Annotated in this window: 13 protein-coding genes and 1 pseudogene; 8 read left to right on the forward strand and 6 right to left on the reverse strand. The window is 59.9% G+C overall.

Annotated elements, in window-relative coordinates; genetic code table 11:
* Positions 1–74: 74 nt before the first annotated feature.
* The 4 genes from RE429_RS25070 to RE429_RS25085 all read right to left on the reverse strand — a co-directional run bounded on the left by RE429_RS25070 (position 75) and on the right by RE429_RS25085 (position 2,662).
* Positions 75–656 carry a hypothetical protein gene (locus RE429_RS25070; RefSeq protein WP_414474460.1) on the reverse strand — a complete coding sequence of 194 codons (582 nt, stop codon included), beginning with the start codon at positions 654–656 and terminating at the stop codon, positions 75–77.
* A gap of 24 nt (positions 657–680) precedes the next feature.
* Positions 681–1,325: a hypothetical protein gene (locus tag RE429_RS25075; RefSeq protein ID WP_414474461.1), complete on the reverse strand. Its 645-nt coding sequence runs from the start codon at positions 1,323–1,325 to the stop codon at positions 681–683.
* A gap of 1 nt (position 1,326) precedes the next feature.
* Entirely contained in the window at positions 1,327–2,049 is a 723-nt protein-coding gene (locus RE429_RS25080) for a MotA/TolQ/ExbB proton channel family protein (RefSeq protein ID WP_414474462.1), read from the reverse strand.
* A gap of 295 nt (positions 2,050–2,344) precedes the next feature.
* Positions 2,345–2,662 carry a hypothetical protein gene (locus RE429_RS25085; RefSeq protein ID WP_414474463.1) on the reverse strand — a complete coding sequence of 106 codons (318 nt, stop codon included), beginning with the start codon at positions 2,660–2,662 and terminating at the stop codon, positions 2,345–2,347.
* 46 nt (positions 2,663–2,708) lie between these two features.
* On the opposite strand from RE429_RS25085, the gene RE429_RS25090 reads away from it, so the two are divergent.
* From RE429_RS25090 to RE429_RS25100, 3 genes are all read left to right on the forward strand, one after another.
* Positions 2,709–4,313, forward strand: a complete 1,605-nt coding sequence (locus RE429_RS25090; protein ID WP_414474464.1) for a pyrroloquinoline quinone-dependent dehydrogenase — start codon at positions 2,709–2,711, stop codon at positions 4,311–4,313.
* A 197-nt stretch (positions 4,314–4,510) separates the two neighbouring features.
* Entirely contained in the window at positions 4,511–4,960 is a 450-nt protein-coding gene (locus RE429_RS25095) for a c-type cytochrome (protein WP_414475916.1), read from the forward strand.
* A gap of 473 nt (positions 4,961–5,433) precedes the next feature.
* Positions 5,434–5,733, forward strand: a complete 300-nt coding sequence (locus RE429_RS25100; RefSeq protein ID WP_414474465.1) for a hypothetical protein — start codon at positions 5,434–5,436, stop codon at positions 5,731–5,733.
* An 11-nt stretch (positions 5,734–5,744) separates the two neighbouring features.
* Here the strand turns inward: RE429_RS25100 and RE429_RS25105 are convergent, their stop codons facing one another.
* Positions 5,745–6,533, reverse strand: coding sequence for a pentapeptide repeat-containing protein (locus RE429_RS25105; protein ID WP_414474466.1), 789 nt, complete (start codon positions 6,531–6,533; stop codon positions 5,745–5,747).
* Positions 6,534–6,560: 27 nt separating this feature from the next.
* Here RE429_RS25105 and RE429_RS25110 point away from each other — a divergent pair, with 27 nt between their 5' ends.
* Positions 6,561–7,052, forward strand: coding sequence for a thermonuclease family protein (locus tag RE429_RS25110; RefSeq protein ID WP_414474467.1), 492 nt, complete (start codon positions 6,561–6,563; stop codon positions 7,050–7,052).
* A 791-nt stretch (positions 7,053–7,843) separates the two neighbouring features.
* On the opposite strand, the gene RE429_RS25115 is transcribed toward RE429_RS25110, so the two are convergent.
* The gene (locus RE429_RS25115; RefSeq protein WP_414474468.1) at positions 7,844–8,776 is read right to left on the reverse strand and encodes a LysR family transcriptional regulator; all 933 of its coding nucleotides are present in this window, start codon (positions 8,774–8,776) and stop codon (positions 7,844–7,846) included.
* Between the two features lie 495 nt (positions 8,777–9,271).
* Here RE429_RS25115 and pqqA point away from each other — a divergent pair, with 495 nt between their 5' ends.
* From pqqA to pqqE, 4 genes and pseudogenes are all read left to right on the forward strand, one after another.
* Positions 9,272–9,373, forward strand: coding sequence for a pyrroloquinoline quinone precursor peptide PqqA (gene pqqA, locus RE429_RS25120; RefSeq protein ID WP_414474469.1), 102 nt, complete (start codon positions 9,272–9,274; stop codon positions 9,371–9,373).
* Between the two features lie 30 nt (positions 9,374–9,403).
* Positions 9,404–10,303: a pyrroloquinoline quinone biosynthesis protein PqqB gene (pqqB, locus tag RE429_RS25125; protein WP_414474470.1), complete on the forward strand. Its 900-nt coding sequence runs from the start codon at positions 9,404–9,406 to the stop codon at positions 10,301–10,303.
* Positions 10,300–11,399: pseudogene (gene pqqC / locus RE429_RS25130) on the forward strand (pyrroloquinoline-quinone synthase PqqC). The gene pqqB and the pseudogene pqqC overlap by 4 nt, the downstream one beginning before the upstream one ends.
* Complete coding sequence (gene pqqE / locus RE429_RS25135; RefSeq protein ID WP_414474471.1) at positions 11,396–12,496, forward strand: pyrroloquinoline quinone biosynthesis protein PqqE; 1,101 nt, start codon at positions 11,396–11,398, stop codon at positions 12,494–12,496. Before pqqC ends, pqqE begins: the two are co-directional and overlap by 4 nt.
* Positions 12,497–12,652: the final 156 nt, after the last annotated feature.

The following is a 12,652-nucleotide window of genomic DNA, read 5'->3' on the forward strand; positions in this document are numbered from 1 at the left end:
ATCTGCGACGACCGCGTCGGCGTCGTCCCCTCGTAAGGTTGCATTCCCGGACGGCATTTTCGAACCGGCCCGGATCACAGACGCGGCTTTTCGGGCAGGGTGGGCGCCGGCATGTCCTCGAACTGCACCTGCTCGCTGTCGTTTCTGAAGGGAACCGTGTCGACGCCGTTCACGGCCTGAGCGTCGTCTACGGGCGGCTGAAGCATCTTGGCCTGTGTTTTCTCTCCCGCCTGCTCTTCGCCATTTTCGACTTTTCCCGCGACGTCTTCACCCGCTTGCCGTTTCTCCTGCGCGCCTGCCACCTTCTTGGCGAGCTCGGGATCCCAACGCATTTCATAAGATCGTGGCTTTCCCAGCGGCACATTGTTCTCGTCCAGCGGGTCCACCCACAGGAAGATCCCTCCGGGGGTGCCCGAGTGCCTGTCCGGCTCGACGATCTTTGTCCAAAGCAATTGAAACCGAGGCGGCAGAGGCGATCTGCTGGGCCATCCGAGAAGCGAGACGACGCCGAAATACGAGACCGCGAAGAAGGCGGTCGTTACGGCGATCGCGCCCGCCTTGATGGGCCACCACCATCTGGACGCGATGTTCAAGCTCACGAGCAGGACGGCCAGAACGATATAGGCGCCTACCATGGGCGCTATGGCGGCTGTCATGACCCCCTTCTCCCCTACTGACCGCTACCGGAGTGCGTTGCCGGCTCCCGGCTTGCGAACCTGCTGAACGAGTGATTTCGGGCGTGTATTGACGTCGGTGACGGCCCCGTCATCGGCAACGGTGAAGCGAACGGCCGTCAGCTCCTGGCCTTTATGGTCGAGTTCGAGCGTCGAGTAGTAAACAACCTGCAGACGCGGGTTCACTTTTTCGACTTTGACCCGAACCGGAACCTTGTCGGCCGAATTGGCGATATAATGGAAAACGTTGACGATATACTCGCCCGGAACGACTTTTCGGATCGTGACCGTCTCCTGGTTCAACGGGTTCTGAATGACCTTGCCATTGACGGTCAACGTGTCGCGATAATTGCCTCGATCGTCCCGATCGAGAACAAGAAATCCCGATTCCCGAGAATGATACCAGACGAGGTTGCCGAGCGGATCCTCGACATAGGTATCGATGTCGTCGGGATGGTTGTCCGGCCACTGGACCGTCACGATGAACTCGGCCTTGATATCGACGATCCCGGTCTTTGCCTCGGGATTGATCATGGCAAACGCCACGAACACCATAACGGCAAGTCCAAGCAGCGCGTTGAACAGAATGTCCGTAAACGGAACGAAAGTGCCGTCGTCGCTGCTGTTCACGGATAGGCCGAATTCCTCCATCTCAGGCTCTCTCGAGAGCCGAGACGACATGCACCTCGGTGGTCTCGGTGATGTTGTGGAAGAGTTCGCTGACGGAGGCGTTCAGCAGGTAGTACTCGAGTTTCAGCAGCAGCGCACAGCCGATCCCGCTGACGGTCACATTGAGGGCGACGGCCATACCCCCGCTCATCCCCGCCAGAGCGCTTCGCAGCGTCTCCACGTCGAAGGACTTGAGCGACGCGATCGGCACTAGCATGAAGATGAAGCCGACCGCCGTGCCGAGCAATGCGAGCCGCAGCAACGCCTCGGCCACGAACCAACCAAGCTTTTCCCGGTTTCGGAGTTGGTCCGCGAGCGACCGAAGAAGAAGCGTCTGATCGAGGCGACGCCCTCCCTGAGCCCTTGATTTCTCGATGAGGTTGGCGATGTGCCGTGTGAGAATGCTCGGCTCGAGCATGACGCCTTCGGCGGTGACGACCTGGCCATCGACAATGCGGAACTTGCCCGCGCTGCCGTGGACGGCCCGAGCAATCCGCCGGGTCGCGGTGAGCTCCCGGGAGATGAGCAGCGTCTGCCACACACAGTGAAGCGTCGTCGCCAGAAAGATTGCGGCGATGAGGCTCGAAACGTGACTGCGGTCAGTTTCCAGAAGCGCCTGCGCCAGCCCGAAGAACGCGAGGACGATGACGCCGAAGGCGATGAGCCCGAGAAGGATCAGCAGCCGTAGAAGCGGAGCGTAATCCATAGCCTCGTCAAAGCCTGTCAGAAGCCGAAAGGATTGTGCTTCCCTCAAGTGCAGTTCCTCCCTCGACAGATCGCGAAAACGATCCGTGCAGATGTTGCGGCGCACAATCGGCACTGCATCGCCTGACTGTTTTTATTGTCTCGTTGAGCAGAATAAACCCGGGATGGATTCGATTTCTACTTTGAGAAAATGTCTCCATCACGGGCTACTTGTCCAGCCCCTTCCGAATCTGTGCAACTGATTTTGCTGCGCTGACGCATCGATGTGAACAGTAATTGTGTAATATTCGTGGGGCTTAGAGTTGCAAGAAATGCATAGCTCGGATTGCGGGGAATTTCTTGTTGTTGACTTCAAGGAATTCAGGCGCCCAAATTGTGGAAGCGAAGCAGTGGAAGCCTTTTCGTCGTGTAATGGCGATGAATAGGCTCGCTTCGATCAATGCCCTATCGGGGAGGAACAAAATGTCCACAGTAACGCCAAATGCCTTGAAGCTACTGACCGCAGGTTTGCTCGCGAGCGTGTTCGCAGGCCCTGCATTCGCTATTGATACGCAAGCTGCCGCGCCAAAGGCGGCGCCAGCGGCAACTCCGGCCGCAGGGTCGTCGGACGTCACTCCGGAGCGGCTTCTGAACGCGGACAAGGAGCCTCAAAACTGGCTCATGGTTCACAAGGAGTACAACAGCAACCGGTACTCCCAGCTGACCGAAATCAACAAGGACAACGTCAAGAATCTCAAGGTGGCGTTTACGACCGCTCTCGGCGGTGTCCCCGGTGCCGGCAACAATTCGACCGGCAACCTTCAGGGAACTCCCCTCGTCAACAACGGCTTCATGTATGTCGTCGATGGATGGGGCACGGTCTACAAGATCGACGTCCGTGACGGCAAGAAGGGCCGGATCGTCTGGGTCATGGATCCCGGCGTGAACAAAGCCGACGTATGGATCAACTCGAACCGCGGGGTTGCTCTCTACAAGAACTTCGTCATCTCGGTCACCGGCCCCGGCCAGGTGATCTGGACCAACGCCGACACGGGCGAGCAGATCCAGTCGGTTCAGGTCGACGATCCGAAGAACGGCTATGCGCTGACCGCGCCTCCACTCGTGATCGGCAACAAGCTCATCGTCGGCGGTTCGGGCGGCGATCAGGGAGCGCGCGATCACATCACGGCGCTGGATGCCGACACCGGCAAGCAGCTTTGGCGCACCTATTCCGTTCCGGCGCCCGGGGAGCCCGGTTCGGAGACCTGGGGCGGCGAAAACAATGCCTGGATGCATGGCGGCGGCGCTTTCTGGGTGACCGGCTCCTATGACCCGGAAACGAAGCTGACGATCTGGGGATCGGGCCAGCCGGTGCCGATGTTCGATCCGGAATACCGCCCAGGCGATAACCTCTTCACCAACAGCACTCTCGCCCTGGATACCGATACCGGGAAAATGAAGTGGTACTTCCAGTACACGCCCGGCGACTTCATGGATTTCGACGAGGTCGGCTCCAAGCTGTTGATCAACAAGAAGGTCGACGGCGAAGACCGGAAGCTCATGAGTTATTTCGGGCGAAACGGGTTCCACTACGTTCAGGACCGCACGAACGGCCAGTTCATCAAGGCGAGCCAGTACGTCCAGAACCTGACCTGGACGGACGGAATCGATCCGAAGACCGGCAAACCGCTTGAGTACGACGCAAACAAGAAGCTCCAGACCTACAAGGTCGGCGCTCCATCGCGACGTGAACAGGGCGCAATCGTCACCTGTCCTCACATTCAGGGCGGCGTGAATATGTTCCCGACGTCCTACAGCCCGAAGACCGGTTTGAGCTACGGCGCCGGCCTTGAAGGCTGCGTCAAGGTCTCGACCGACCAGAAGCGCTCCGACGGCAAGATCGCATTCAACGGCGGCAGCTACGTCGACGAAGGCAAACTCGGCGGCAGCCTGACGGCAATAGATCCTGCGTCTGGCGAGAAGACAGGCCAGCATATGTTCGAATACCCGGTCTATTCGGGTGTGGTGAGCACGGCCGGTGGTCTCGTCTTCACCGCGACCCTCGACGGCACGGTGACGGCTCATGACGACAAGACCCTGGAGACGCTCTGGAGCTTCAATGTCGGCTCCGGCATTGCGGCGCCTCCGATGACCTATGCGGTGGACGGAAAGCAATACCTCGCGATCATGGTCGGCCACGGCCGCATTCCCAAGGCACGTCTGTCGACCCATCCGGAACTCGAGGATCTCCAGACGACCTCGATGGTCTACGTATTCTCCCTTTAAGCTCTGGGCTGGAACCCGTTCGAGCATCGGCATCGGGCAACCGACAAGAGGCCGCGGCATGTCGCGGCCTCAACCTTGATCAAGTGAATGAATTCATCGAACCGACGGAGCCTGCATTGAGTTTCGGACTTTCCATTCGTGCAAGACGGCCTCTCCCGGCCCTCATGCTTCTGACAGCCTCGGCCTTTGTTTGCATGATGACGGCGGCGTCGGCACAGGACGTTTCGCGCGGAAAATCGCTTTGGGAGACCAAAGCGGGCTGCGGCTTCTGTCATGGCTGGGCCGGAGACGGCAGAGGGGATCCCCGCTCGGAGGGAGGCGCGCCGAGCCTGCGGACGTCTGCTCTGACACGCGACCAGATCGCGGAGGTGATCCAATGCGGTCGCCCTGGAACGGGCATGCCCTACCATGATCGTTTCGCATATACCGACAAACGCTGCTACGAAATGACCGCCGCCGACGCGGGAGACATGCTTCCGAAGCGCGGGGCTCAGACTCTTCAGAAGGCCGAAATCGAGGCGATCGCCGATTACCTGATGACGAAAGTCGTCGGGAAGCCGCAGCAGGTGTCCAAGGAAGAATGCATCGAGTTCTTTGGCAGCGAAGTGAACGAATGCCGCCTGATTGCCGCTGGCGTCGTGCACTGAGGCCCGCACATCCGTCAATCAGTTGAGAGAGGTGAGGAGTGAGGAATAGACTGAAGCGGTGTTCCGCAGGCTTGCTGATCGCATTGGCTCTTTCGTCTCTCCCTCCTGCCGCTGCCCAGGAACGGCCTGCACGCCGCGACGTTTGGGATCTCAGGATCGGCACCAATGCGGCCGATCTTCCCAACGAATATGTCGACTTCGCATGCGGCACGAATGGCGGGCCGCCTTCGATTCCGCTCAAGGGTTTTACGGATTACGGGCGGTGCAGGGCGGAAAGATCAGGTCTCCACGAGGTCTATTTTCGGTACGATGACGAGCTCGAATATTGGGCGCGTGCACTCGGCCGCGAAGCGGAAATCCGGCGTTTCAGCGGAACTACGGTTTTCGACTTTCCGGTGATCGTCTCGGCTCTGATCGATGATCACGGAGTCCTCCAAGGCGTCCGAATCGTCACTGACCCGCGGGATGATTCCATGCCGAGGATCAAGCTCTGGACACTTGCAAACTTCCTTCGTCACAACTTCGGCGCCCCTGGATGGGAGTGTGCCGATCTTCCCAAGATGGAGGGAGAGAGCCCGGTCGGTATGCATTATGTGAAAAGCCACTGCGAGAAAGCGTTCGAGGGCAAACGCCTCATTCTTGAGAACCACTTCTATCGGAGGCCGGGCCAGAGGGCTGTCGACGACAGCACGGGCCAGGCTCAGAGCAACAATTTCGAAAGCTCAACCCGCTTCGAGTATTATGCTGCAGATCTCCCACGCACCCCCGAGTGAGTTCTCCGGCCTCACTCTCTTGTGGTTCCATCGGGCATGATGGCACCTGCGAAGTTCGTCCTGCTGAGATCCACATTCGTCATGTTCGCGCGTTCAAGCCGACATCCTCTCAGGTCGGCCGAGTCCAATTTCGCGCCGGTCAGATCGGCGGCAAGAAAGTCCGTCTGGACGGCCGAGGCGCCGGCCAGATTGGCTCCGACGAGTTTGGCCTCCACGAAACCGGCGCCGTCGAGTTGCGCTCCCGTGAAGTCCACTCTCTGTAAATTGGTTTTCAGGAAGTTCGCACCCAAGAGGTTGGCGTTGGCAAAGTTGGCGCGGGGTGCTCTTGCGCCCATCGCATTGGCGCCGCTCAGATCCGCGCGTTCGGCATTGAGCCCGGCGAGGCGGGCCTCTCCGATGCGCGCATGGGTCAGAACTGCGCCCGAAATATCGGCTGCGCTCAGGTCCGCCTCGTACAGAAGTGCTTCCGTGAGGTTCGCTTTCGTGAGTGTGGCCCGCCTCAGATCGGAGCGATTCAAATTCGCGCGCACGAGCTTGGCACCATCGAGCTTCGCGCCGGACAGATTGGTCCGGTGCAGCACCGCATCGGTCAGATCGGCACCGGTCAAATCCGCTCCCGAGAGATCGCGCCTCTTCAGTTTGGCCCCTGTGAGATCGCACGACCGGCAATCTTTGACCGTGCCGGCCAGGAACGCCTCCCTCTCCTGCGCGAGGGCCCCGCTGGACCAAAACGAGGTACCGCCAGAAGCAAGCGCAGCGATAGCGGCGATTTGCGTAAAGCGAGCGAACATGTCGGTCATGACGGCATCCAGGAAAAGGACAGGTTGATGCGAGTATTTGCTATTCTGCTTACTACTCTTACTACATCCATCACTCCCGTGCTGGCAACCGAACTGAGCGGCAAAGCCAGTGCTGTTGACGCCGACGTGATAGAGATTGCGGGCACGCGGATCATGTTGTTCGGGATGGAATCCGTCGAACGCAAAGAGACCTGCACGATCGGCGGCAAAATCTGGGAGTGCTGGCCGGCCGCAGTCCGCCAGCTCGAGACGCTGGTCTCGCAGGGCGACACCACATGCACTCAGGTCAGACCGCCGGATCGCTACGGTCGCATCCTTGGAATCTGCACCGTGAATGGGCGCAATCTGAACGAAGCGATGGTGCGGAGCGGATTTGCGGTCGCACGAACGGACGAAACGACAGACTTCGTCGAGGCAGAGAAGGCGGCTCGGAACGAGAAGATCGGGCTCTGGCAGGGCACATTTCTCAAGCCGTGGGATTTTCGTGCTGCCGCCGGTATTCTCGTGGACAGGCCTTGAACAATTTGTCTGTGGTCCGAGCCGTCGGGGTCCGACGGCCTCTCATGCTCCGTCCGACGCGGGTAAAAGGCTGTTCGGACTCATGACGTGACCGGTGCGCCAAGCCAGGGCCCTTCGCCGATGCTCCCTCCTAGAGCCTTTTCCGCAAAAGTGGATGCCGGTTTTGCGAAGAAAAGGCGTCTTTCTCAAACAACAGGAGCCTTTTCCAACAGGAGCCTTTTCCATGAACCGAAGTTCATGGAAAAGGCTCTAGAGGAGCGCATCGCTTGCGAAAAACCGGCGACACCTTCTCGCATGATGCGCCAGCGGCACACGGCGCGGGAGAGCCGCAGGCATGCGGTCTCAACGAGTGTTTATCGCCTTCTTACCGAGGAGAGGTCGTCACGGCATTCTTGTTCTTGTCGAGACTGGACTCCGGTGCACTCTCAGGTGAGCCAGGATCGTTGTTGGGACGGGCAACGGGCGGGGGATGTCCAGTGCTGCCCGTTCGGCTCCTGTCGGCTCTGCTCTTGTCCATGCCTGATTCACGAAAGGTCCCGGATCCTGTGCCCGACAAGGGCGCAGGGCCGGAGGAGTCCGGCGAGGGACCCTGGGCGGACCCGATCACGGTTGAGCTCAGAAGGAAGCCGGATCCGGCGCAAATCGCCATGACTGCTTTCGTGAACGAAGCCGACATCGCTGTGATCCTCCAGGACAGGCGTTCAACGGGCATCCGGTTCAAGCGTTCCGTGAACGCTCGGCTGTGAGGAGGCAAACCGTTGGCGCACCAGGTTCCTCGCACAGTCGGGATATCAGCTTTGGGCGGCGCACTTGATGAAGGGTGGCGTGGCGTACATGGGCGGGAACTCGACGGTGCGAGCAACATCCTGAAGGGCAAGGATGAAACTACGGAAGGGTTCGAGGCGGGTGTACTGGGCCGGCGCCATGGCAACGATCTCCCGATCCGGTTGATCGGTTCGGTAAAGATCGACACCGGCCATGGGACCGGTTCCGGAGTGGGCCGTGAGGGCAGGGGCCATGCAGACTCCGAGCCCTGCCTGCACCATTCCAAGCGCCACCTCATAATTGCGGCACCGGGCGATGACCTGATGTTGCGGCAGAATCCTCTGGTACCAACGCTCGACACGCAAGGCATGCTGCGTTCCGAAATTGAACTCGATGCAGTTGTTCAGCACGTCTCGCTCGTCTGCAGAGAGATCCGATTCCGGATTTTCGATACGAGAGATATCCAAGCCGCTTGGGACAGCCAACACGTAGGGGTCCCGCATGATGGGGATCTGCAGGAACGAGGTGCTGCTCTGCGATACCGAGTTCGAGGCAATGAGGCCGATCGCAACACGCCGGGCATAGAGCAATTCAAGCGCTTCGGCCGGGGCGACCTCATGCAGGTCCACCTCCATCCCGGGCAGAGTGTCCCTCATCTTGGAGACAGTTGCGGGCATCAGTACTCGCAGGATGGAGTTCAACCCTGCGACCCGGATGACACCGCGGGCGCCAGACGAAAACTCGCGCAAACCCACTTCGGCTTCATCGACGGCATTGAGCACGAGAAGCGCATGACGAAGAAGAAACTGCCCGGCATCGGTCAGGATCATTTGATTGTTTGTGCGGTCGAACAACCTCGTTCCAACGATTGCTTCCAGTCTTGAGAGTTGCTGCGACAGGGAGGGTTGCGCGAGTCCGAGTTGCTTGCTTGCCCGGGTAAGCGTCAGGGACTGCGCCACTGCGCAGAATATCTCGAGTTGATGCAGAGTAATCCTCGGACTCCCAGCCGCCGCCGCCGACCGAAAGCGGAGGTTCGTGTGAACAGTTATATCGTTCATCGGTGGTCTGACCCGAGATGCCGTGTCCGTTGACAAGACTATACAGGACCTCTTCTACGTGGGAAGTATTCCATTGGTCTCAATTCCGTCTGCCGGACCGTTGGCATCGGCAGTTTCCGGCTTTCCCAGGAAGTCTAACGCACGATGCGATGGATGGGCGCCGGGAACGAGGCGCCGTAAAGGCGACATCGGATGAATCCACAGCCGAGTTCTTGATCGGGGCACTCCTCATCTCTGAACCTGAACCTGCGCATGATGGCTGCCAACCGCGTTGGCAGGGAACTATTGCAAAACCGAATAGCAGCCATAGTGCGTTCCTTTGCGTGTCTTCTGTTAGCGTGGCATTGGCTGACCCTAAAGGCAGCCTACCGAGTGGATCCGCCAATGGAGATTGTCATGGCATGGTCTAAGCCCAACGTCACTGAAGTATGCGTCGGCATGGAAGTCACGAGCTACGAGTCTGCAGATTTCCCGATCGATCCGATCGACTCGATCTGACGATTACTCCGTCGAACTCGGTACGACTGCATGCACGCAATCATTATCGGGTCGGCGGCGGGCGGTGGAGTTCCACAATGGAACTGCCGCTGCCCGGTTTGCCGAATGGCTTGGGAGGGTGACCCACAGGTCAAACACCGTACACAATCCAGTCTCGCGGTATCGCCGGATGGAGCGCGCTGGGTGCTGATCAATGCTTCGCCGGATCTTCGTCAGCAGATTGTCGCTACGCCGGCTCTGCACCCAGGAGACGGGTTGCGCCACTCGCCCATAGCGGCGGTCGTATTGACGAATGGCGACGTCGATCACATCGGCGGACTGCTCACGATGCGCGAAGGGCACAGGTTCGGCCTCTATGGGACAAAGGAAATTCTGGACGCTCTCGCGGGCAATCGAATTTTCGATGTGCTGTCGCGGCAATCCGTGCTCCGTCAGGCAACGGAACTGGACCAATCGTTCGAGCCCGTGGATGGGCTCTCCGTAACTCTCTTCCCCGTTCCCGGAAAGGTGCCGCTCTGGCAGGAGGGCGCAGAAACCGACATTGGAGCTGCGACGGAAACGACCGTCGGGGCGATGATCGAAGCGGGCGGGCGACGCCTTGCCTATATACCCGGCTGTGCCGCGGTGTCCGATGCGTTGCGATCGCGCCTTCGAGGAATCGATGCGCTGCTTTTCGACGGCACCGTTCTTGAAAATGACGATCTCATGCGCACCGGAGTCGGCAGCAAAACCGGGTGGCGCATGGGTCACGTCCCGATGAACGGCGACGAAGGCTCGATCGCGGCGCTGTCCGGCGTCCCTGTCAGGCAACGTGTCTTCGTGCACATCAACAATACCAACCCTGTTTTAATCGAAAACTCGATCGAACGCCGCCGGGTCGAACAGGCTGGCTGGATGATCGCGCATGATGGAATGGTGATTTCTCTATGAATCGCTCCTTTGACATCCCATCCGACATGCCGGCCGGCCGGCTCCTCTCGCCGGAGGAACTCGAGGCGGCCCTGCGCGATATCGGCGCGCGCCGCTATCACAACCTGCACCCGTTTCACCGGCTTCTGCACGGCGGCGAACTCAGCCGGGATCAGGTCCGTGCCTGGTCTTTGAACCGCTACTATTATCAATCCTTGATCCCGGTGAAGGACGCGACCATCCTGGCCCGCATGTCGGATCCGCATCTGCGCCGCATCTGGCGCCAGCGGATCATCGATCACGATGGTGAGCACGAGGGAGACGGCGGCATCGAACGTTGGCTGCGGCTGACGGAGGGGCTTGGGCTCCCGCGCGACTATGTCACCTCGACATCTGGCATTCTGCCGGGAACTCGATTCGCCGTCGAGGCGTATGTGCATTTCGTGCGAGACCGGACATTGCTGGAGGCGATCGCCTCTTCGCTCACAGAAATGTTCAGCCCTTCGATCATTTCGGAGCGGGTCTCGGGCATGCTCGCCAACTACGATTTCATCTCGAAGGACACGCTCGTCTACTTCAATAATCGCCTCTCCCAGGCGCCGCGCGACGCCGATTTCGCTCTGGAATACGTCAAGCAGAACGCAACGACGCCTGCCATGCAGCAAGCCGCTCTCCGGGCACTGAGCTTTAAGTGTGACGTGCTCTGGTCGCAGCTGGACGCTCTTTATCTCGCTTACGTCAACCCTGGGTTCGTTCCGCCGGGCGCTTGGGTCCCGGGTGCGGAGAGCAGGCCATGATGCTGATCATGCCGGATGACGTTCCATCTCTTCCCCGCGGTGTGAGGATGCACTTCGATCGTGTCCGACAGACTCATGTCCTTCTTGCGCCTGAAAGAGCGTTCAACCTGGACCAGCATGCCGTCGCCGTTCTCGGGCTCGTGGACGGGCAGCGCCGGGTCAGTGACATCGTCGACGCCCTGAGCGCCACTTATGCGGCGAACCGATCGTTGATTGAAGCCGATGTCCTGTCGATGTTGTCGGATCTCGCAGGAAAGAGGGTCCTTGTCACCGTGAGACCACCGGCCGAAGCGGCCATTCATGAAAGCCTCGCACGATGAACCAGCTGAGGCCTTCCCTCCCTGCACCCATCGGTCTCCTCGCAGAGTTGACGCATCGCTGCCCCTTACGCTGCTCCTATTGCTCGAACCCGCTGGAATTGGACCGCCGGTCGGCAGAACTCCGGACCGAGGCATGGTGCAGAGTTCTGAGCGAGGGGGCCGAGCTCGGCGTTCTCCACGTGCACCTGTCCGGCGGCGAGCCGACGGCCCGCTCCGATATCGCTGAAATCACGGCACATGCGGCGCGAGAGGGCCTCTACACCAATCTGATTACATCCGGCATCGGACCGGCCGTCTCCAAAATCGAGGAACTGGCCGCGGTCGGACTGGATCATGTCCAACTCTCCGTTCAGGCCGCCGAGGCGACCAATGCGGACAGGATCGGCGGTCTCAAGGGTGGACATCACCAGAAGCTCGCATTCGCCGAGAGAGTGGCTGCTCTTGGATTGCCGCTCACGCTGAATGCCGTCATTCACCGCGGCAATATCGACGAAGTCGAGCAGATCATTCAGTTGGCCCTCGATCTGGGCGCAAGGCGCCTCGAGGTCGCCCATACTCAGTACTATGGCTGGGCCTATCTGAACCGGGCCGCTTTGATGCCGACGCGCTCCGATGTGGATCGCTCCATCGAAGCCGTCAAGGCTGCCCAACTTCGCCTCTCGGGCTCTCTCGTCATCGATCTCGTCGTTCCGGACTATTACGCCCGCTATCCGAAGGCATGTGCCGGGGGATGGGGACGGCGTCTGATGAATGTGACGCCGTCGGGGAAGGTCCTGCCGTGCCATGCGGCCGAAACGATTCCGGGTCTCGAATTCTGGTCCGTGACCGACCATCCTCTGAAAGACATCTGGACACATTCTCCCGCGTTCCTTGCCTATCGTGGTACGAGCTGGATGCCGGAGCCCTGCCGCAGCTGCGACCGCAAGGAACAGGATTGGGGTGGATGCCGCTGCCAGGCCCTGGCTCTGGCAGGCGACGCATCCGCCGTCGATCCGGCCTGTTCGAAGTCGCCGCTCCACACCAGGATCGAAGCCATCGCCACGGCCGAGTCGATGGCCTCTGCGCCGCCGGCCTATATCTATCGCGGCAGCCGGTGACAAAACCCCGCTCGACGCGCCGATGATGTGAACCTGGACGGAACGGTCGCAAACCTGTCGGTCATTGAGTTCGGTCTATGCCTCCAGCCAACTCCGGAGGATTGTGATGTCCAAAGGCCGCTTGGCCCGATGGCGTGGATCTGTCGGCACGGGGAC

Source organism: Microvirga sp. M2 (assembly GCF_047497095.1).
Lineage (GTDB): Bacteria > Pseudomonadota > Alphaproteobacteria > Rhizobiales > Beijerinckiaceae > Microvirga.